23 protein-coding genes are annotated in these 20,099 nt (G+C 51.8%); 2 read left to right on the forward strand and 21 right to left on the reverse strand.

Going from position 1 to position 20,099, the window contains the following annotated elements:
• Positions 1-72 precede the first annotated feature (72 nt).
• Together DPV68_RS08635 and DPV68_RS08640 are read right to left on the reverse strand one after the other, a co-directional pair.
• Entirely contained in the window at positions 73-1,542 is a 1,470-nt protein-coding gene (locus DPV68_RS08635; RefSeq protein ID WP_114166359.1) for a catalase, read from the reverse strand.
• Between the two features lie 108 nt (positions 1,543-1,650).
• On the reverse strand, positions 1,651-2,232 hold the full coding sequence (locus DPV68_RS08640; RefSeq protein ID WP_114166360.1) for a DUF2238 domain-containing protein: 582 nt from the start codon (positions 2,230-2,232) through the stop codon (positions 1,651-1,653).
• 154 nt (positions 2,233-2,386) lie between these two features.
• Between DPV68_RS08640 and DPV68_RS08645 the strand changes: the two genes are divergently transcribed.
• Entirely contained in the window at positions 2,387-2,800 is a 414-nt protein-coding gene (locus tag DPV68_RS08645; RefSeq protein ID WP_114166361.1) for a VOC family protein, read from the forward strand.
• Between the two features lie 34 nt (positions 2,801-2,834).
• On the opposite strand, the gene DPV68_RS08650 is transcribed toward DPV68_RS08645, so the two are convergent.
• The 11 genes from DPV68_RS08650 to DPV68_RS08700 all read right to left on the reverse strand — a co-directional run bounded on the left by DPV68_RS08650 (position 2,835) and on the right by DPV68_RS08700 (position 9,576).
• Positions 2,835-3,560 (reverse strand): class I SAM-dependent DNA methyltransferase, encoded by a 726-nt coding sequence (locus DPV68_RS08650; protein ID WP_114166362.1) that lies wholly within the window; start codon positions 3,558-3,560, stop codon positions 2,835-2,837.
• Positions 3,560-3,907: a ribosome silencing factor gene (rsfS, locus tag DPV68_RS08655; RefSeq protein WP_034776639.1), complete on the reverse strand. Its 348-nt coding sequence runs from the start codon at positions 3,905-3,907 to the stop codon at positions 3,560-3,562. The genes DPV68_RS08650 and rsfS overlap by 1 nt, the downstream gene beginning before the upstream one ends.
• 10 nt (positions 3,908-3,917) lie before the next feature.
• Positions 3,918-4,475, reverse strand: coding sequence for a bis(5'-nucleosyl)-tetraphosphatase (symmetrical) YqeK (gene yqeK, locus DPV68_RS08660; protein ID WP_114166363.1), 558 nt, complete (start codon positions 4,473-4,475; stop codon positions 3,918-3,920).
• The gene (locus DPV68_RS08665; RefSeq protein ID WP_114166364.1) at positions 4,465-5,034 is read right to left on the reverse strand and encodes a nicotinate-nucleotide adenylyltransferase; all 570 of its coding nucleotides are present in this window, start codon (positions 5,032-5,034) and stop codon (positions 4,465-4,467) included. Before DPV68_RS08665 ends, yqeK begins: the two co-directional genes overlap by 11 nt.
• Complete coding sequence (gene yhbY / locus DPV68_RS08670; protein ID WP_034776635.1) at positions 5,031-5,327, reverse strand: ribosome assembly RNA-binding protein YhbY; 297 nt, start codon at positions 5,325-5,327, stop codon at positions 5,031-5,033. The genes DPV68_RS08665 and yhbY overlap by 4 nt, the downstream gene beginning before the upstream one ends.
• A 5-nt stretch (positions 5,328-5,332) precedes the next feature.
• On the reverse strand, positions 5,333-6,118 hold the full coding sequence (gene aroE, locus DPV68_RS08675; protein WP_114166365.1) for a shikimate dehydrogenase: 786 nt from the start codon (positions 6,116-6,118) through the stop codon (positions 5,333-5,335).
• Positions 6,115-7,227 (reverse strand): ribosome biogenesis GTPase YqeH, encoded by a 1,113-nt coding sequence (gene yqeH / locus DPV68_RS08680; RefSeq protein WP_114166447.1) that lies wholly within the window; start codon positions 7,225-7,227, stop codon positions 6,115-6,117. Before yqeH ends, aroE begins: the two co-directional genes overlap by 4 nt.
• A 134-nt stretch (positions 7,228-7,361) precedes the next feature.
• Positions 7,362-7,988, reverse strand: a complete 627-nt coding sequence (locus tag DPV68_RS08685) for a YqeG family HAD IIIA-type phosphatase (RefSeq protein WP_034776630.1) — start codon at positions 7,986-7,988, stop codon at positions 7,362-7,364.
• A 127-nt stretch (positions 7,989-8,115) separates the two neighbouring features.
• On the reverse strand, positions 8,116-8,898 hold the full coding sequence (locus DPV68_RS08690; protein WP_114166366.1) for a phosphatidylserine decarboxylase: 783 nt from the start codon (positions 8,896-8,898) through the stop codon (positions 8,116-8,118).
• Positions 8,895-9,314, reverse strand: a complete 420-nt coding sequence (locus DPV68_RS08695; protein WP_114166367.1) for a thioredoxin family protein — start codon at positions 9,312-9,314, stop codon at positions 8,895-8,897. The genes DPV68_RS08690 and DPV68_RS08695 overlap by 4 nt, the downstream gene beginning before the upstream one ends.
• Before the next feature lie 67 nt (positions 9,315-9,381).
• Entirely contained in the window at positions 9,382-9,576 is a 195-nt protein-coding gene (locus DPV68_RS08700; protein ID WP_114166368.1) for a YjzD family protein, read from the reverse strand.
• A gap of 164 nt (positions 9,577-9,740) precedes the next feature.
• Here DPV68_RS08700 and DPV68_RS08705 point away from each other — a divergent pair, with 164 nt between their 5' ends.
• Positions 9,741-10,553 carry a Cof-type HAD-IIB family hydrolase gene (locus tag DPV68_RS08705; RefSeq protein WP_114166369.1) on the forward strand — a complete coding sequence of 271 codons (813 nt, stop codon included), beginning with the start codon at positions 9,741-9,743 and terminating at the stop codon, positions 10,551-10,553.
• A gap of 93 nt (positions 10,554-10,646) precedes the next feature.
• On the opposite strand, the gene DPV68_RS08710 is transcribed toward DPV68_RS08705, so the two are convergent.
• From DPV68_RS08710 to DPV68_RS08745, 8 genes are all read right to left on the reverse strand, one after another.
• Entirely contained in the window at positions 10,647-11,495 is an 849-nt protein-coding gene (locus DPV68_RS08710; RefSeq protein WP_114166370.1) for a YitT family protein, read from the reverse strand.
• A gap of 145 nt (positions 11,496-11,640) precedes the next feature.
• The gene (locus DPV68_RS08715) at positions 11,641-13,938 is read right to left on the reverse strand and encodes a glycoside hydrolase family 65 protein (RefSeq protein ID WP_114166371.1); all 2,298 of its coding nucleotides are present in this window, start codon (positions 13,936-13,938) and stop codon (positions 11,641-11,643) included.
• Positions 13,939-14,155: 217 nt separating this feature from the next.
• Positions 14,156-14,563, reverse strand: a complete 408-nt coding sequence (locus tag DPV68_RS08720; protein ID WP_114166372.1) for a general stress protein — start codon at positions 14,561-14,563, stop codon at positions 14,156-14,158.
• Entirely contained in the window at positions 14,560-15,369 is an 810-nt protein-coding gene (locus DPV68_RS08725; RefSeq protein ID WP_198662281.1) for a YsnF/AvaK domain-containing protein, read from the reverse strand. The genes DPV68_RS08720 and DPV68_RS08725 overlap by 4 nt, the downstream gene beginning before the upstream one ends.
• Positions 15,370-15,458: 89 nt before the next feature.
• The gene (locus tag DPV68_RS08730) at positions 15,459-16,400 is read right to left on the reverse strand and encodes a YsnF/AvaK domain-containing protein (RefSeq protein ID WP_198662282.1); all 942 of its coding nucleotides are present in this window, start codon (positions 16,398-16,400) and stop codon (positions 15,459-15,461) included.
• A gap of 236 nt (positions 16,401-16,636) precedes the next feature.
• Positions 16,637-17,680, reverse strand: a complete 1,044-nt coding sequence (locus DPV68_RS08735; protein WP_114166374.1) for a LacI family DNA-binding transcriptional regulator — start codon at positions 17,678-17,680, stop codon at positions 16,637-16,639.
• Positions 17,681-17,729: 49 nt separating this feature from the next.
• On the reverse strand, positions 17,730-19,241 hold the full coding sequence (locus DPV68_RS08740) for an alpha-amylase family glycosyl hydrolase (protein ID WP_114166375.1): 1,512 nt from the start codon (positions 19,239-19,241) through the stop codon (positions 17,730-17,732).
• Positions 19,242-19,264: 23 nt separating this feature from the next.
• Positions 19,265-20,098 carry a sugar ABC transporter permease gene (locus DPV68_RS08745; protein WP_114166376.1) on the reverse strand — a complete coding sequence of 278 codons (834 nt, stop codon included), beginning with the start codon at positions 20,096-20,098 and terminating at the stop codon, positions 19,265-19,267.
• Position 20,099: the final 1 nt, after the last annotated feature.

A 20,099-nucleotide genomic window follows, 5' to 3' on the forward strand; every position in this document is an offset into this window, starting at 1 on the left:
CGAACCACTTATCCTCCTAAGGTAAAAAAAACAAAAACAGAGATGCAGCTACGCATCTCTGTTGCGGACAAGTTATTCCGTCACTTGATTCAAGAATGGTGTGATATCGACGTTGAGTGCTTCCGAGAGACGCGCGCCGAGGTCGCGGTCGGCCCGATAGAAGTTACAGATCAAGAGCAGCACCGTGTTCTCGTGGCGAACTTCTTTAATGTGTGCCACCAAGTTGTTCACGAGCGCCGTCTTCTCTTCTTCCGAGTAGCGACGGTACACTTCACCCGCTTGACCGAAGTCGTTCGTCTTCTCGATTTTTTGACGTCCGGCTACGCCTGTGAGCGGTTGTTCCGTCTCGATATAAGCCGCGTCCGGTTTCGGTGCGTCCTCATAGCGGTTTGGTTCATAGTTGACCGGGCTCGTCTGTTGTTTGAACGGCATCGCCCCATCACGCTGATTGTTCGACACTTGTGCGAACGGGCAGTTGATTGGGAGTTGCAAGTAGTTCGCCCCGATGCGGTAACGCTGCGTGTCCGAATACGAGAACAAGCGGCCTTGGAGCATCTTGTCTTCAGACGGTTGAATTCCAGGTACGAGCACGCCTGGGTTGAAGCCGACCGACTCCGTCTCAGCAAAATAGTTGTCGACGTTCTTGTTGAGTGTCATCGTACCGACAAGTTGATACGGGATGACGTCTTCAAACCAATCTTTCGTCGCATCGAGCGGGTCGAAGTCGAAGTTGTCCATATCGGCCGGATCGAGAATTTGGACGTAAAGATCCCACTCCGGGAAGTCGCCTTCTTCGATGGCGTTGAACAAGTCGCGTGTCGCATGGTTGAAGTCTTCGGCCTGTACTTTCGCCGCTTCTTCCATCGATAAGTTTTTAATGCCTTGTTTCGGGACCCAACGGAGTTTTATGTACACCGTGTTTCCGTATTCGTTGATCCATTTAAACGAGTGGACCGATGACCCGCGCATATGACGGTATGAGGCTGGAATCCCTTCATCGCTGAACAAGTGGATGAGCATGCTCGTCGATTCCGGCGTGAGCGACATGAAGTCGAAGAAACGGTCCGGGTCTTGCAGGTTTGTCCGCGGGTCCGGTTTGAGCGAGTGAATCACGTCTGGGAACTTGATCGCGTCACGGATGAAGAAGACCGGCAAGTTGTTTCCAACGAAATCGTAGTTTCCTTCTTCCGTGTAAAACTTGACCGAGAATCCACGTGGGTCACGGAGCGTCTCTGGTGAGCCGAGACCATGAATGACGGTCGAGAAGCGAGCAAAGATTGGTGTCTCTTGTCCTTCTTCCTGCAAAAATTTGGCTTTTGTATATCGTTTCATGCTATTTTTAACTTTGAAGACACCGTGGGCTCCGGCGCCACGGGCATGAACGACCCGTTCCGGTACGCGCTCACGGTCAAAGTGGGCGAGTTTCTCAATTAACTGATAATCTTCGAGAAGTGTCGGGCCACGACGACCCGCTGTGATGGAGTTAGCGTTATCCCCGATTGGGACGCCTTGGTTAGTAGTTAGATGACGGTGTTGATCCATTAATATTGCCTCCTCTTAATAATCATTATTACAAGATTAATAATATTAAAAGATAATAATTATTACAAATAAAACGCTCGATGGACTCGAGCGTTTTTGAAATCGTTTTCAGTTTTTACGTTTCTTGTGCTGTTCTTTTCGGTGAATCTCGGTCACAAGCAAGGCCGCGGTAATACCTCCGAGTGATCCCGCGACGATGTCGACCATCGTGTCATCATTCCCGTTCCCTTGCATCGTCGTGTTCCACACCAAGTCCGACGTGAATTCATACATTTCCCAAAGCGCTGCCCCGGCCATTGCGAAAACAACGATATAGACGAAAACGAACCGTTTCGGCATCTCGAGCCGGATGTCTTCATCAAGGCGACTTAAAAAATCGAAGCCGAGAAAGGCCAAGAAGACGCCGCTCAACACGTGCAGAAACGTGTCCCACCAGCCGTTCGAATATAACCCGACGATCGAGCCCAAATATTGCGATGCGAACAAGAACAAGACATAGGCGACTTTCATCTTGGCGTCGAACTCGGTCTTGAACGTCTTCTCGAGAATGAACGGAATCAATCCCGACACGATCCCCGCCCCGGCGACGCTCGCGTCAAACCATTCCCCTTCGATGATCGACGTGACGAGAATGATTGCCATGAACAACACGAACCCGAATTCCAATAGACGTCCTCGTGTCAGTTTCATCTCTTTGCGCCTTCCTTCGTAAAAATGTCTCACCTACCCCATTCCCGTTTCGGCAAGCGTTTCAACAACACTGTCCGAAAATTCGTGCTTTTGTCGGATTCTTCTGTCACTCGTTTGTCCCATACTGAAAGAAACGATTCGAGGAGGAACTCTCATGCCGATTAACCCGTATCTCAATTTTAACGGCGACTGTCGCGATGCCGTCTTGTTTTATGCCGACGTCTTCGCCGAACCCGCTCCTGACATTATGACGTTCGCGGCCCAGCCTGGACCGGACGGTGAACCGGTACCGGACGAACTGGCCGACCTTGTCCTCCATGCCCGTCTTAGTGTCCATGGCACCTCGCTCATGTTTTCAGATGCGATGCCGGACGGTCCGGTCACGTTCGGGCAAAACATCACGCTCGCCGTCGTGACAGACGACCTCGACGCCATCCGTCGGGAGTTCGAGGCTCTATCTGACGGCGGCCGTGTCCTTATGCCGCTCCAAGAGACGTTCTGGAGCAAGGCGTACGGCATGGTCGAAGACCGTTTCGGTGTCCAATGGCAATTCAGTCACGAAGCATAAACGAAAGACCCCATCGCAATGGATGGGGTCTCGTTTATTTCTGGGCGACAAAAAAGATTCGTTCTGCGTTCGGGCCCGGAGCTTGGTCCGTGAAGTCGGCGGTGACCGATTTCACATGGAAGCCGGCCCCGATGAGCCATTGCATATATTGCCCTGGCTCGTACGTCCGTTGCTCATGCGTCTCCTCGACACGCTCATACGTGCCATCCTCAAGGGCGACAAAGAACGTCAAATCGTGAACGACCGAGAGCGGTGCTTCGCCTGGGTCGGCGAACCAGATGTACGAGCAATCTTCTCCGTTCGAGGCATACGTCTTCTGGTTGAAGAGCGTCTGCATCTTGTTCGGCGAATGCACATCAAAGATGAACATCCCGCCCGGTTTCAATTGTTCGTACACCGCCTCGAACGTGTCGATGACATCGGCCTCGTCCTCAAGATAGCAAAGCGAGTCACAAAGGATCGTCACGGCGTCGACCGGTTTCGGTAACTCGAGCTCCCGCATATCCTGTTGCCAGAGCGGAAGCGTGATGCCTGCCTCGAGCGCTTTCTCTTGGGCGACTTCGAGCATCGACTCGGATAAGTCGAGCCCGATCGTCTCGTAATGCTCCGCCAAGCGAATCGTCGCCGAGCCCGTCCCGCATCCGACGTCAGCAAGCGATGCACCGTCTTTGACATGGCGACGCACGAAGGCGACCCAGTCCTCGTACGGGGCATCTTTCATCAACTCATCGTAGACGTAGGCGAACCCTTCGTACGCCATTAGCCGACTTCCACTTCCACGTGTGGCGCATCTGCCCACAATTTTTCAAGGTTGTAGTAGTCACGGTCATCGCGATGGAAGATGTGGACGACGACGTTTTCGAGGTCAGCGAGTACCCAACGTGCCGAGTCCATGCCTTCGAATTTGTGGAGCGGGAGCTCATGCTCGCCGGCCACGTCTTTGATTTCGCGTGCGATCGCTTGGACTTGCTTCTCTGAGTTACCGTGGCAGATGACGAAATAATCTGCGACCGGTGAGATACCTTCCATATCGAGGACGACGATATCTTCGGCGCGCTTATCGTCAGCGGCCTTCACGATCAATTCTAATTCTTCTTTTACAGTCATACTGTACCTCCTAGGGTGTTTTCACAAAATGGTTATACGTCTCAATCGTCAGTGGAAAGATTCGCACGGACTTTTTCAGTAAATGAGCAATCGTCTGGCGTAACGTCGCGACGACGGCCGCTTCGAGCGAGCGGTCCGCGAGGTCACGCAACGTGTCGACGCCCGGATACGACCGATTCGGCTCGATTGCGTCCGCGACAAATAAAATCTGGTCGAGCCGTGACATGCCCGGTTCCCCGGTCGTATGGTTTTTGATAGCCGATACGACAGCGGGGGCCAAGTCGTACGCCCGGCTTAACAGAATCGCGCCGACCGGCGCATGCAACAGCTCGTCATCGAACTCTAGCAAGCTAGGGTCGAGGTTCTCTTCGACCACGACTTGTCGCATCATGTCGGCGTCAAAATATTTCGCATAGTCGTGCAACATCGCCGCGAGACGCGCCTGCTCCACATCGGCCCCGTACAAGCGGGCCAACCGGTCTGCCGTCTCGACGACACCGAGCGTGTGGATATAGCGTTTCTCGGGCAACGTCGCCTCAATCAATGATTGTGCTTCCTCATACGTCATACAAGTCGCGCTCCTTGATATAAGTTTCGACATCGCGTGGGACGAGATATTTAATCGACTTGTCCCGTCTCGCCCGTTCCCGGACATCGGTCGACGAAATCTCGAGTTGCGGCATATCGATCGTGCGCACATCCGCCTGTCTCGGGATGCGGTACCGGCTACCCGGACGCGCAACGGCCCCGAACGTGACGAGGGTGACAAGCGTGTCGTAATCGTACCACTTCTCAAGCGACTCGAGCGAATCCGCCCCGATCAAGAAGAAAAACGTGTCGTCCGGATACAAATCCCGCAACCGTCTCATCGTCTCGACCGTGTAAGACGGTTCGTCGCGTTCAAACTCGATCAAGCTCAGCTTGAAATCGGCTTGGTCCGCGATCGCCCGTCGGGTCATCTCAATCCGGTCTTTAGCCGGGCTGAAACCTGCCTTGTGAGGCGGAATCGCCGCCGGCAAAAACCAGACCTCATCGAGGGCGAGCTGTTCACGCGCCTGCTCGGCAATCAATAGATGACCGAGATGCGGCGGGTCGAACGTGCCTCCCATCAGGCCGATGCGGCTCATGGAAGTTTGATTTGGCGATTTTCTTTCTCGGTCGCCTGTTTGTACAAGACGATGACTTTTCCGATGACTTGAACGACTTCGGCTTTCGTGCCTTCAGCCAATTCTCCGGCTACGTCTTTCGGCGTATCGGCACAGTTTTGAAGCACTTGAACTTTCAAGAGCTCACGTTTTTCGAGCGCGTCGCTGATGTCTTTGCACATCGCTTCACTGACTCCATTTTTCCCGACTTGGTAAATCGGTGAAAGGTGGTGTGCCTCGGCACGTAAAAAGCGTTTTTGTTTACCTGATAACATACTATTTATTCCTCCAATAAGCGTTCAATTAACTTCATTCCGACAAGTTGATCCGGTCTCACACCTGCCCAATATTCAAACGCCAAAGCACCTTGTCCGACGAACATGGCAGTTCCGTTGACGATTTTCGCGTCTCTTTTGGCGGCTTCCTTTAAAAACGGTGTGACGAGTGGACGATATATGATATCACAAACGACGGTGTTTTGTCGTAAACCTTTTAACGATAACGGGGAATCGACCCCGTTCATCCCAACTGATGTCGTCTGGATGATGACGTCATACCGTGCAATTTCGACAGCCGCGAGCGGCTGCGCTTCGATGCCGAACGCGTCCGCGAGACGCTCCGCCCGTTCCATCGTCCGATTCGTGACCGTGACGGCCCGGGTCGGCAAGGCGCTGATGATGCCGCGCGCTGCGCCGCCGGCCCCGATGACGAGCACATGACCCGTCCAATCGGTATGACGGTCGAGCGCGGCGACGAGGCCGGCCCCATCTGTGTTCGTCCCAATCAGCTTTCCGTCCCGCTTGTAGACGGTGTTGACGGCACCGGCGGCTTCAGCCGCCTGATCGAGCTCGTCAAGGTACGGGATGACCGCCTCTTTATGCGGGATCGTGACGTTAAAGCCGTCCCAGACGCCGTCCCGCATCGTTTGAAACAAGTCCGCGAGCTCGCCCGGGGTGACGTCGAGTGCCTCATAGCGCCCGAAAAGCCCAGACGCGCTCAGCCACTGCTCGTGCAGGACGGGAGAGAGCGAATGAGCAATCGGGTGACCGATGACGGCCAGTCTCATACGAGCGCCTCACGCAATGTGACGGCAACTCCTTTTGGTGCCCACGCGGCGATGCGTCCACCTTTTCCGTGGATTGCGACCCAACCGAGTCCGCTGAAGACGATGTCTGTCTTGACGCCGTCCCGGAGACTGAACTCGTGACGCACGAGCGGAGGCAACATCTGTAATGTCTTCTCGTTCGGCGGGTTGAGCATCTTACCGATATGGTTCTCATATAGTTCATCTGCTTTATCGAGCTTCGTCCGGTGCGTCTTCAACTCGTTTGACATGTAGACAACGAACGAGCGCTTGTTGCCTTCCATGTAGTCAAGACGGGCTAGTCCGCCGAAGAAGAGCGTCTGCTGTGGGTTCAACTGGAACACGTGCGGCTTGATTTCTTTTTTCGGGGTGATCGTCTTCAAATCTTTCGCATCGACATAATGTGCCATTTGATGACGGTTGATGATTCCAGGCGTGTCATAAAGGTTCGCATCATCGTCGAGCGGGATGTCGATCAAGTCGAGCGTCGTTCCCGGGAAATGACTGACCGTGATGATGGCCTCATCTTCTGCCCCGAAACGTTTGATAACTTGGTTGATGAGCGTCGACTTCCCGACGTTCGTACAACCGACGACATAAACGTCCTTGCCTTTCCGATAATACTCAATCTTTTCGGCAAGCTCGTCGATGCCGTGGCCTTTCTTCGCACTGATCAAATGGACGTCGACCGGGTTCAAACCGAGCTCTTTCGCTTCGGCCTTCATCCAGTTTGCCATCCGGTTCGGATTGACCGATTTCGGCAACAAGTCGACCTTGTTCCCGACCAAGAGGACGGGGTTCGTGCCGACCGAGCGTTGGAGTCCCGGCAACCAGCTGCCATTGAAATCGAAGATATCGACGATTTTAATGACGAGCGCTTCTTTCGCGCTGATGCCGTTCAAAATGCGCAAGAAGTCGTCATCTGTCAGTTCGACGTCTTGAATTTGATTGTAGTGCTTCAATTTGAAGCAGCGTTGGCAAATGACGATCTCGCGATCGAGTGCCGATTTTGGTGCATAACCGATACCGGTCGGGTCTTCCGTTTGAATGGCGACGCCGCAACCGGCGCAATAACGTTTTGTTTCTTCCATAATGTTGTCTGCTGTCATTTGAGTTGCCTCTTCTTCATTCACCGTAGCTCCTCGCCGCTACTCCTGAAGCGTTAATTCCGACGCCTTACGCGCCGTACATGGACAGCCTCCTTCTTCCTGTGCGTTCGAGGTCCTTATTCATCTTTTTTATGTGAATCTTCGGAACGCGAGTGCATCGCCTCACCGATTTTCTCAGCGACCGCCACTTTGGCGCGCTTCGCATCGACGGCGATTTCCTCAACTTTTTTCGTGATCAACACGTACTTCCCGCGACGTTTCATATGGGCGAACACGACTTTTTCAAGCATGCGATTGAACTTCGTGACGAGTCCGTCCGTCTTGACGACCGGTTGCACGTGGATGACGTGAATCCCGGCCATGTTGGCACCGAGCACGTCCGTGAACAATTGATCGCCTAAGAAGATGGCCTCTTTCGTCGAATAGCCATATTTTGCGAGCGCCTGTTTGAATCCAGACGGCAACGGCTTTTTCGCACGCGCCACATAGTGAAGGCCGAGCGGTTCCGTGAACGTACGTACGCGGTTCTCGTTGTTATTCGAGACGACGATGACATCGAGTCCGTGTGATTTCACTTTTTCAAGCCATAGCAAAAGAAGCTCCGGTGCGTGCGGGACGTCCCAGGCCACGAGTGTATTATCAAGGTCCGTCAAAATGACGCGTACCCCACGGTCTTTCAATTCTTCAAGGTCGATGTCAAAAACTGACGCGACGAACTGTTTCGGATAAAGTCGATTAAACACGTTTAAATTCCTCCAATTAGCTAAAGCGATTCAACTACGATACATGTAGTGATATCCCTTCTATGGTAAACGAAAACCGACCAAACGACTAGTGTATCGTTCGGTCGGCCTGAAAAAGTTTTAAAAATCAATCGTTTTGCATCGTACCGATGACTTCTCCGAGTCGCACCGGTCCGATTTTTGCTGGGTCGATCGTGACGCGGCCTTTCTCAAAACATAAGATGACGGTCGAACCGAACGAAAAGTACCCGACTTCCTCACCTTTGGCTGCGCGGTCGCCGTCGAGCGTCCATTCGATCGTGTTGACGTTTAAGGCGCCGACCATGATATGTTCGTACAACCCGGCCGCCGTTTCAAAGCGTGTGATGCGGCGATAGTTACGCGAGAGTGGACGAACCGTCTCCGTCAAGCCGATATCGTTGACCGGGGCCGAACGGTCCCCGAGCTCGTAATGGCTGAGCACCCGTCCAGCAAGCGGGACGTGGACGCGATGATAGTCGCGCGGGCTCAAGTAGAGGACACAGACCGTGCCACCGGCGTAACGTCGCGCTTCTTGTTGCGAACCGAGCAGCTCGGCGAGCGTGTACGACTGACCCTTGACTTCAAAGCGGCTGTCGTCCGTGATATCGGTCACGATTGACAGTTTCCCGTCGCATGGTGAGACGACCGAGTTCGGGTTGGCGTCAATCGGCCGGACCCCGTCTTTCAAATGACGTGTGAAAAAGGCGTGCAGGCTCGGATAAGCCTCGATCGGCTCCGCCGCTTCATCAAGATTGATTTGATACGTTTTCGCAAACGACGGGATGAAGGTACGGCTCGCTTTCGATTCAGCGAAGGCTCGGAGTCGCTTGGCAATGACCGGGGTCGCGTTCAACTCAAACAAAGTCTGATATAAGCGGCTTTTGATCACTGTGCACCCTCCTCGTTTTTAAAGAACGTCTCATATTGTTGCTCCGAGACAGCACCTTCGACACGACCGACTTCTTTTCCGTCTTGGAAACGAATCATTGTCGGTGTCCCATTGATACCGTAAGTCGTCCAGACGTTATGGTCAGCTAAGTTGATCGATACGGCGTCATACTCTTCGATGAGCGGCTCGACGTACGGTTTAACCTGTTCACAATACTCACAGCCCGTCTGCCAGAAGTAAACGACGACTTCCTCTTCTTCTGATATTTTCGTCTCTAACTCGTCAGCCGTGACGGCGTTGACGCCCGTCTCTTCGTTCGCATTGTTCAAGAAAAACAATAAAGCGAGACCGATGACGATAATGACACCGATGATGGCGAACGTAATGAAGTTTGCCCGTTTGGCACTGTTTTTCATAATTGATTCCTCCTAAATAATATAAAAAGAACTGACTCGAATGTGAGCCAGTTTGATTGTAGACGTCTTACTTCTCTTGCGCGACGTCGCTAATCCCCATGTCTTGGTTAAGCGTGTCCAAGAGCGCGATAAAGATTGTGATGACGACACCAAAGAATGTCGCGAGCACCGCATTGAACGCTACGCCATCGACAGCAGAAATGATAAAAATCGCTGTATTCGAAAGCAAAATCGCCCAGAACAATGTGACTAAGTAACGCATCGATCGTCCCCTCCATCTCACAGATGATTCATGAAAAATTCATACGACCTTAGTATAGCATTGTTACTGTAAAATGTGCGACCTCGATTGTATATTCTTTCCGTCGAAACGGGAATATGGTACGGTTTGAGAAATAAGCATCTCGTAGAAAAGAGGAACCCTTTATGTCACGGTATTTAATCGCAGTCGATTTAGATGGGACGTTGTTGCGCGACGACAAGACGATCAGCGAGCGCAATGTACGCGCGCTTCAGGCGGCCCGTGAGGCCGGTCATGAAGTGATGATCGCGACCGGTCGCCCACAACGTCATTCGATCATGTATTACGAACAGCTCGGTTTGACGACACCGCTCATCAACTTCAACGGGGCGCTCGTCCATCACCCGAAAGATCCGTCATACGAAGTGACGCACCGGCCGATCCCGCTCAAAACGGCGCACGAGATTATCGAAGAAGTGTCGGACACGAAAGCGCATAACATCGTCGTCGAAGTGACCGACCACGTCTACTTCCAAAAAGACCCACAAGAGTTTTATAGCCCGTACGCCGAGCGCGCGCTCAGCGTCACGTCAGGCAACTTGCTCAAGCACTTGCAGGAAGAGCCGACATCGCTCCTCATCCACGCGACGAAAGAGCACGTCGACAACGTCCGCGCTCGTTTGAACAAAGTCCACGCCGAGGCCGTCTTGAACCGTCAATGGCGTATGCCGGAGCATATGATTGAAGTCATGAGCCAGAACACGTCGAAAGCGCTCGGCTTACGCGAAGTGTCAAAACACCTCGGCATCAACCGCAAACACATCATCGCATTCGGCGACGAAGAGAACGACCTCGAAATGCTCGACTACGTCGGCACGGGCGTCGCGATGGGTAACGCCATCAGCCAGTTGAAAGCCGTCGCGGATGAAGTGACCGCATCGAACATGGAAGACGGCATCGCCATCTACCTCGAAGAAAAACTTGGCATCAAAGCATAATAAAACTCCTGCTGAGCGTTCAGCGGGAGTTTTTTCTCAAACGTACAATTTTTATATGATCATCCCCCGCTGAGCGTTCAGTGGGGGTTCATTTCAGCGGCGGAACGCACCTTCGACATCTTCAGTCGGGACCATGTTGATGAAGACGCTTGGGTCGGCGTCTTTGCAGATGCGCGTGATTTCACGCACTTCGTGTCGTTGGGCGACCATCATGAGCGTCGCTTTCTCGACTTTCGAGTACGTGCCAATCGCCGGCATGAGCGTGATGCCGCGGAAGACGTTCTGATGCAACTCCTTTGTCACTTCGTCCGGATGGCTCGTGACGATGAATAGCGTCTGACGCTGCGTGTTCGTATAGATCTCATCGATGACTTTCGACGTCACATATAAGAAGACAATCGTATAGAGCGCGGTCGGCCAACCGAACAACGCACCGGCCCAGAGCGCAATCATCATGTTCATAAGGAACAAGTAGACGCCGACCGAATTGTTCGTGAACTTCGCCAAGATGAGGGCGACGATATCAAATCCACCGGTCGAGGCACCGAAGCGAATCGTGATTCCCGAACCGATAGCAAGCAAGACCCCGCCGAACACGGCGTTTAAGAGCGGGTCGTCCGAAAGGAGCGGCGATTGAGGAAGCACGCGAATGAACACGGTGACTGCCGCAACGCTGATCAACGTATGAATCATCATGTTCTTGCCGAGCATGAAGTAGCTGACGATCAAGAGCGGCACGTTCAAGACGAAGAACCAAATCCCTTCTCCGAGCTCAAACGGTGTCCCCGCAAACAGTTTCGTAAAGATTTGGGCGAGCCCTGTAAATCCGGTCGAGTATACCCCCGCCGGGATTAAGAATAATGTCATGGATAATGCAACGAACACTCCCCCGATAATCGAAACGATCCCGATGCGTGCGTGTTCTTTAACGGCTTCCGTCAAGTTCTGTCTCCCCTTTCAAAAATGGCTAAGAATCAAGATAACATAGTTTTCTAATGCTGCCTACCATAAAAATAATGGGATGTGTCCGCGCTTCTCATAAAAAAACAAGCCGGCCGGAGCCGACTTGTTGAGCTGATGCGTTTGGTCACGCTTTCACTGTATCAATGGTTACCGACTCATTTGCCGGGACCGTGACGACGTTTCCGTAGACGCGAATCGACACGTCCGTGCCGCCCGTCTGCTTGATCGTCACTTGTTCACGCGTTGACGTGACTGTCAAGTGATGACCGCGCCAGAGCATGTTGAACGAGTACCCGTTCCAGTCTTTCGGGATCATCGGGCTGAACGTGAGTTCCGTCTCAAGGGCACGCATGCCTGCGAAACCGTGAACGATCGACATCCATGAACCGACCATCGATGTGATGTGAAGCCCGTCTTCAGTATCGTTGTTATAGTTGTCGAGGTCGAGGCGCGCCGAACGTTGATACAACTCGACTGCCTTGTCTTCGTAACCGACTTCGGCTGCGATGATTGAGTAGACGCAAGGCGACAAGCTCGACTCGTGGACCGTGCGCGGCTCATAAAAATCGAAGTTCGCACGCTTCTGTTCGACCGTGAAGCGATCGCTGAACGTATAGAGCCCTTGGAGCACGTCCGCTTGTTTGATGAAGTTCGAGCGGAGGATGCGGTCCCACGACCAGTTTTGGTTGAGCGGCAAGTGTTTCGGATCGAGGTCTTTCACCAAGATCTGTTCTTTATCCATGAAGCCGTCCTGTTGCATGAACACGTCAGGGACGAGGTCATCTTTCGGATAGTACATCTTCGTTTGGATATCGTTCCATTTCGCGAGTTCTTCGTTTGAAAGACCAAGCGTCGCGACGAGTTCTTCAAGGCGCGCCGGCTCTGCTTCTTTCAAATAGTTGTACACTTCTTGCGTGTACTCGAGCGTCCAAGCGGCGATTAAGTTCGTATACCAGTTGTTGTTGACGTTGTTGTCGTATTCGTTCGGACCTGTGACGCCTAGAATCATATACACGTCTTTGTGCGGGACAAAGTTGACGCGGCTAGCCCAGTAACGCGAGATCTCGACCAATACTTCAAGTCCGTATTGACCTAGGTACGACTTGTCGCCCGTGAAGTTCGTATAGTTGAAGATGGCGTGGGCGATCGCACCGTTCCGGTGAATCTCTTCATGCGTGATTTCCCACTCGTTATGGCACTCTTCCCCATTCATCGTCACCATCGGATAGAGGGCGCCTTCCATTCCGACGTTCTTGACCGAGTTCTCTTTCGCTTGCGGCAATTGGTTATGGCGATATTTGAGCAAGTTCCACGACACTTCCGGTTTCGTCGTCGCCAAGTAGAAGTGGAGGCAATACGCTTCCGTATCCCAGTACGTGGCACCGCCGTACTTCTCGCCCGTGAACCCTTTCGGTCCAATGTTGAGGCGTGAGTCTTCGCCCGTGTACGTCTGGTACATGTTGAAGATGTTGAAACGGATGCCTTGCTGGGCTTCGACGTCACCATCGATGCGGACGTCCGCGTCTTCCCAACGAGCGAGCCACGCTTCCGTCTGCTCGGCGAGAAGCGTTTCAAAGCCTTTCTCAAACGCCATCTCGACGCGCTGCATCCCCGTCGACTGCAATTCCTCGACTTCGTAGTCACGGTTCGTGACGACCGAGACATATTTGTAAGCTGTCGCCGTCTCACCAGCTGCTACCGTGACCGTGAACTTGTTGGCGACGTAAAGGTCCGTCGCTTCGAGCACTTCACAACGTGCTCCTTCGACGTCAGCAATCATCGAGGCCGTGACGTGCCAATCGAGTTTCTTCGTTTTCGTTGTCACGAATCCGAAACGCTCTTCGACGCCGTGCTCGACCGGCAACCAGAACTTCTCGTCATAGTTCGAGTCTTCGTTGACGACATCGCCATCGAGGTAAGGTGTGAATTCAACTTTCGCTTCGTAGTTGACCGGAGTGACGTTGTAACGGATTGCCAAAATTTCTTTATCGACGATCGAGAAGAAGCGGACGACTTCGACGTTCGTCTCTTCTGTCCCATTCAAGAGGGTAAACGTCCGTGTGAGGACGCCACGTTGCATATCGAGCTCACGCGTGAAGTCTTTCACTTCCCACTTCGCCAAGTCGACCGGTGTGCCGTTGATGGCGACGCGAAGACCGACGACGTTCGTCGCGTTCAATACTTTTGCGAAGTACTCCGGATATCCGTTTTTCCACCAACCGACACGTGTCTTATCAGGGTAATAGACGCCGGCCACATAGAAGCCTTGATGTGTATCATTTGAATAATCTTCTTCAAAGTTACCACGCATCCCCATATGACCGTTACCGAGCGAGGTAATCGATTCTGCGAGGCGGTTTTCTTGCGGATGCAGGCTCTCTTCCGTTACTTTCCATTCATCGACTGCAAACAATCGTTTCATCTGTCTGCCACTCCTTTTTCTCTACAAGGCTACTCGTCATCAGACAACCGATTCATGCAACCGTTTGTCTATGAAAGCGCTGTATTTAATCTCACCTCTCATTTTACACGACTCGCACGAGAATGCAATCGTTTGCATAAACTTTTTTCTTTGTTTTTTTCGTCACAGCCTGAAAAAAACTGCCGAGCTCTTAAAGAGCCAAGCAGGTAGAATCCCGTCACTTCATTTGATCTCGTCCGAACGTGGCGTTCGCCTCATGCCCTTCGAACGCGGGGTTATTCCCATCATTGAATCCTGTATCCGGTTCATCGAGAATGAGGGCATACCCTCCGTTCAAAATGTCACCGTACGCCCGGTTGACGTCATCGTCAGAAAGACCGAGGTCGAGCAAAGCCCGCTTCACTTCCTCTTCGCCTTCCGCAACACCAGAGAACTTCTGCATCCAGTTCGCGCTCGCCTCTTCTATTTTCGCATCAGTATTCCGTTTGACGAGCGAGACGTCGTCTTTGTCTTTTGCGACGACGAACACATCACTCTCGTCATATCCTTCTTCGGACAATTGATCGATTTTAGCGACAAGTGTCGCCTCCTCATGATATGTGTTGACAAATCTACGTTTGCTCATCGTTCCTCATCCTTTCGCGTCGTACGGTTTTCAATCGTGACACTGGATTGTCCGGTCTCGGTCACTTCGATTTCTTCTTTGCGGAGTGTCTCCGTCATTGTCTTGACTTCTTCAGTGACTTGTTTTCGGACGATAATTTCTTCAACGATGACAGGACGTTTTACGATGAACGCCCGTTCCTCAATCACTTGAATCCGGAGGTGGTCCCCTTCGTCAATCGTTCGGATACCCGGTTGTTCAAAGTCATAATCTTCAATCACATCCTCAGAACCAGCCATCCGCTCCACATGAACCTGTTCTTTCCGGACCGGCACTTCGATCTCTTGATTCGTTTTCGTGACATGACGATTAATGATGACTTCCCCAGTTTGGACCGTTTCTTTTTCCACAATCAACCGTTCTTCATGCAGCTCAAGCGTCTGTTCTTCAACGTCCGATGCTTGCTTTGTTTTCGAGCTTACCGCATCAAAACGTTGTTCGCCTAGGTCGGCATCGACATACAGGAAAAGTCTTCCTTGTTCGACTTCTCTCGCGAAACGATTTTGTTGTTCCGGCGTCAGACGCATGCTTTTGAGCCAACGTTCAATCGGCCGTTCACTCGATGTGACGAGTGACGCGACTGTGCCCGGTTCATCTGTAACGAGCACGTATAGATTTGAATGGTTTCGTACCGTGTCTGCGACCTCGGACCTTTTGACGAAGACATACATGTCTTCCACTTCATACCCTTCTTGCTTCAACTCAATGGTACGGTCAAGCAGTGCCTCAGGCTGGTCAAATACTTCAGAGATAATGGCGTGTTTCATGGCATTCTTTCCTCCTAAGATGACAATTGGCGAAAAAAAGGATGGTCCCTCAGAGAGAGCCATCCTTGTCGAGGTACTTGTTGAATCAATTAGAAACGGTTACGGTCGTCATCGCGGTTACGAAGATCATCTTCACCTTCGATACGCGCCTCTTCTTTACGAACTGTCTCACGAACTGTTTCCGTATCTCTTACTTTCTCTTTACCGACAACAATTTCTTCGGCGACAACGTCTTTTTTCGTCACATTAACACGTTCTTCTGTAACCGGTACGCGAATCTCGTCGCGATCTGTGGCTGAATCAAACGAGTGTCCAGTTGCTTCACGGTCAACTCGACGTCGCTCAACGTATACTTCATCATGCTCAACTTCAACATCGACACGTTCTTCATGTTCGACAACGTCTTTTTCGACGCGAACCTCTCCAGTTTGCACGCGCTCTTTGTTCACAAGAAGACGTTCTTCATGTAATTCGAGTTTCTGTTCATCCGTCAAATCCGTACGGCTACGAATGTCATCATCCATATCGTTGAAACGGTTCGAGTCGAGCCCCGCACCTGTTGCGCCAATTCCAGCACCTGTTGTACCCATACCAGTTCCAACTTCACGTGCAGTCATGTTGCCCGCTTCGTTGCCTTCTGAACCATAACCAGCAGATGTTCGTCCGCCTTCAAATGTATCGTTGCGACCGTTATCAAACACTCCGTCATTCGTGTCAAGTAAGAGAACCATGCCACCGTTTTCAATATCTTGATGATGACGCGCCGTCTCTTCTTCTGAGAAACCAAGTTTATCGAATGTATGACGTACTTCGTCTCCTCCATCTGCAACTCCGAAGAAGCGATCGAGCCATGATGCTTTCGTTTCTTTTATTTCCGCACCCGTTTCGCCGCGAACCATTGAAAGGTTCGATTTATCTTTCACAACGACGTATAAATCGTCTTCGCGGTGTCCTTGAGCGCGAAGTTCATCAATTTTTGAGACGAGCTCTGATTCCTGATAGTAAGTGCCTACATAACGTTTGTTATCCATGATTGTATCTCCCTTTCAAATTCTTTATTTTTTTTGGTTGTTGGCTGGGCGGATTCGTAATGATCTGCCATTCGGCCGGTAATGTAGATGTTCCCCAGACACCTCATTTCAATCCTTTCTTTCACATTTGTAACCTTTTTGTAACATTATGACTTTTGACTTATTGATTATTCTAATATTGTATGTATGTCGCGTTTATGCAAAAAATCCTTCCGCGGGACACGGAAGGATTCAGGTCACTCGATGACCTCGGTTTTCTTTTTCTGACCACACGATTGTCGCACGACCAAATAGTGCGGGACGATGACGCGTTTCCCATAAGGCGGTGCGCTATCACTAATCTGTTCAATCAGACAGTTTGTCGCCTCGAACCCGAGACCGAAAATGTTGATTTCGACTGACGTGAGGGGCGGATTCGAGTGCTCGGCGATATAGACGTTGTTAAAACTGACGACGGCTACCTCTTCCGGGATGCTGAGTCCCATCTCACTGAGCGTGCTGATGACACCGAGCGCCATCATATCATCACTGACGACGACAGCTGTCGGCGGCTCTTCTAATCGGAGCAACTCGCGTACGGCTTTAGCGCCACCTTTCGTCATGAACTCGGCCCGCGCGATATAGTCTTCACGAACCGGGATGCCCGCTTCCATGAGTGCCGTCGCATAACCGTTACGACGGTCTTGCGTGACGGCGAGTTTATCCGATCCCCCGATGAAGGCGATGCAGCGATGACCGAGGTTGTATAAATGTTTTGTCACCTCGCGCCCGGCCAAGTAGTTATCCGTATCGACGTACGTGATTGACGAGGCGTCCCCAAACGGCTTCCCGACGACGACGAACGGGAATTTCGTCTGACGCAAATATTGAACGACTTTGTCATCCTCACGTGAGTACAAGACGATGACCCCGTCGACGCGGCGTCCTTGCACCATCTCAATGACCCCTGACAAGACCTCTTCTTCGGTCACACCTGTCGTCATGTAGAGCGAATAGCCGTTTTGGTGGGCTTTCGTACTGATCCCGCGCAATACTTCCGGGAAAAATGGATTTTGTAGCGTCTTTGTCGCCGCGCTCGGCATGACGAGACCAATCGACTGCGTCGAGCGGTTAGCGAGGCTTCTGGCATGAATGTTCGGATGGTACCCGAGTTCTTCCATCGAACTGCGTACGCGCTCTTTTGTTTTCTGACTGATACGCGAACTGTTGGCGATGACGCGAGACACGGTCGACGGTGCGACGTTGGCGTGTTTGGCGACATCTTTAATCGTGATTTGCATGATGCTCCCCCTTGCTTCCGTTAGTTCAAAGTTCCCTATGACAGGGTGATCAGCTCGCGCTCTTGCGACGCTTCCACATGACCAATCCAGTCAAGAAAATCGGGATGGTGATGACGAGTAGACCGATCGTCCACATGTTCACTTCCGATTCTTCGACGATGTAGGCGTTCGCGCTCTCTCCTGCGAGCTTGATGGTAAACGTGCCACGGCTGTCCGTGACAAGTTGTGAGAACAAGAGACCACGAAGGCGTGTATCTTCTCCGACTTCGCTTACCTCGAATTCAATCTCTCGATCCTCGGTATTCATATTGATGGCATACAACGCGACATCGTCGCCGTCACGACGTTCGAATACGGCCATGCCGTCTTTTGAGGCGATCATCCGTTGTTCGCCGGTCGCAAACACCGGATATTCAGCGCGCATCCGATTCATCGTCGCGACGTATTCATGAAGCTCTTCATTTCCAGGGAAATCGGTCATGACCCGGTTCGCCGGGTCGGCCCCACCTGATTGGGCGTTCTCCGTCCCTTGGAAGACGATCGGCATGCCTGGCGATGCATACAGGGCGAATAATCCAAGTCGCAAGCGGCGCTCGGCCGACTCGGCCCCGCCTAATTCCGCGACGTGCATGAAGCGTTCGACGTCGTGATTGTCGAGGAACGTCGCCATTTGGTTCGGGTCATTGAAGAACGTCTCGGCGTAGCTCGCAGCCACGTCAATTTCGTCGACATTCGCCGACTTTTGCGTCATCGTCTTCGAGACGCGGTCATAAAACGTAAAGTTCGTGATGCTGTTGAAGCCTAGGTCATCATATTCGGCGACATACTGCGGGTCCGGGTCGAACACTTCGGCCAAGAGATAAAAATCAGGATCGACTTCTCGGACCGCTTTGACGAAGTCTTCCCAAAACGGTTTATCCACGTGGCGCACCGTATCGAGGCGGTAGCCGTCAATCCCGGTCTCTTCAATCCAATATGTGGCCGCTTCGAGTAAGTAGTCTTTCACTTCCGGGTCTTCGGTTTTAAAGTCCGGCAAGTCGAACAACCAGTGCGTCTCGACTTGTTCTTGATCGTTCCAAAGCACGATCGGTAACTCGTCATGGAACCAATCCGGCCGTTCTTCGACCCATGGATGGTTCGGTCCGACGTGGTTGACGACGAAGTCGAGGATCACTTTCATGTCCCGCTTATGGGCTTCGTCGACAAGTTCCTGTAAATCTTCTTTCGTCCCGAATTGGGGATCGATGTTGTAAAAATCTTTAATCCAATAGCCATGGTAACCGTCCGGCATGTTTTCAAACACCGGTGTCAACCAGATGGACGTGAATCCGAGCGACTCGATGTAATCGAGTTTTTCAATCACACCGCGGATATCACCCCCGTGAAAGGCTTTCGGGTCATTTCGATTGACTTGGGCGTTGTTGTCGGGATTCCCGTCAACGAACCGGTCGACCATGATAAAGTACATGCGTTCTTGTTCCCATGATGCTGCTTCTTTCGCTCCGACGATTGTTGGAAACAAAAGAAGCGACAGAAGAACGAGCACGACGCCTCGCCTCATATCGCTTCCCCCTTAAGTGAGTATTATCCTTTCGTACCACCGGCAGTGAGACCCGAGACGAAGTAACGTTGGAACATGAAGAACAAGAGCACGATTGGAAGGGCCGAAAGGACGGCGCCTGCCGCGAACAACGTGAAGTTGTTGTCGAACTGTCGAGAAATCATGTTGTAAAGACCAACCGCGAGCGTCTGTTTCTCTGGTGAACGAAGAACGAGCGATGCCAAGATGAAGTCGTTGAACGGGCCCATGAAGTTAAAGAGGGCGATCGTCGCGACAATCGGCTTCGCGAGCGGCAAAATGATTTGCCAGAAGATACGAAGGTGACCAGCACCATCCATCCGAGCGGCTTCATCGAGCTCTTTCGGAATCGTATCGAAATAACCTTTTGCGAGATACGTGTTCATCGGGATCGCCCCACCGGCATACAGCAGAATGAGCGCTGTGTGCGTGTCCAGGAGACCGAGCATGTTGAGGAGCACGAAAATCGCGATGATGGCGACGAATTGCGGCACCATCTGGAGGACGAGGAACAAGATGAGCGAGTTCTTCCGTCCGACAAAGCGATAGCGTGAGAAAACATAGCCAGTGATGGTAACGAGAATGACCGAGAGCGCCATCGTGATGAAAGCGATTTTCAATGTATTCACATACCATAGACTATAATCTGAAATCGTCAAATCAAACAAGTTTTTATAGTGAATAAATGTCGGATTCGCAGGGATGATCGTCGAAGTGATTGTACGTCCCGGGTTGAACGATGTCCCGACCACCCAAAGCATTGGATAGAGAATGATGATCGACGCAAGCGTCAAGATGACATAAGAGAACGCCAAATTGATTCGTTTTTGTTTTTTCATA

Source organism: Exiguobacterium sp. TNDT2 (assembly GCF_003331145.1).
Lineage (GTDB): Bacteria > Bacillota > Bacilli > Exiguobacteriales > Exiguobacteriaceae > Exiguobacterium.